At 66.5% G+C, this 505-nt stretch carries 1 pseudogene; it reads right to left on the bottom strand.

What is annotated here, in order from left to right:
* Positions 1 to 303: pseudogene (locus OOZ63_RS29020) on the bottom strand (IS21 family transposase); the annotation flags it as partial.
* Between the last annotated feature and the right edge of the window lie 202 nt (positions 304 to 505).

Genomic DNA, 505 nt, shown 5'->3' with positions numbered 1-505 from the left:
GCCCGCGCTGTACTCCTCCCACAGCAGTTGCAGCGTGACGCCGGGGCGCTTGAGCTCTTGATGCAGCACCGCGTAGTCGGGCTCGCGCCGGGTGCTGCTGCGTGGGCGTGGTGGCGGGTACAACCGGGCCTGCAGCTCGTCGTCGCTGAGCGTGGCCGCCTGCGGCCACCCGACGCCAGCATCGCGCGCATACATCGCGATCTCGCTGACGGTGGTCTTGCTGATGCCCAAAGCGGCAGCCACCTGCCGGGTGCTGAGGCTGGCGTCGGCCAGCAGTTGAAGTGCTTGTCTGATCTTGCTCATGAGGACCCTTGGTGTGGGCATCGCCTCTCCCGGCCAAAAGCCGGGCAGCCTATGCCTCGTTGGGTCACTCAGGACACCCTCCCGGTGTCCGCGATCAGTTTGGAATGCCGTCCGCCATCAGCGTGGAACGGTGTCCGCCATCACGGCGGAATGCTGTCCGCCATCAGAGCGGAACGGTGTCCGCGATCGCCTGGAATACGCA

It is taken from the genome of Paucibacter sp. PLA-PC-4 (assembly GCF_026241155.1).
Taxonomy (GTDB): Bacteria; Pseudomonadota; Gammaproteobacteria; order Burkholderiales; family Burkholderiaceae_C; genus Roseateles_E.
The sequence above is the reverse complement of the archived record's forward strand: the minus strand, read 5'-3'. Positions and strand labels throughout refer to the sequence as shown.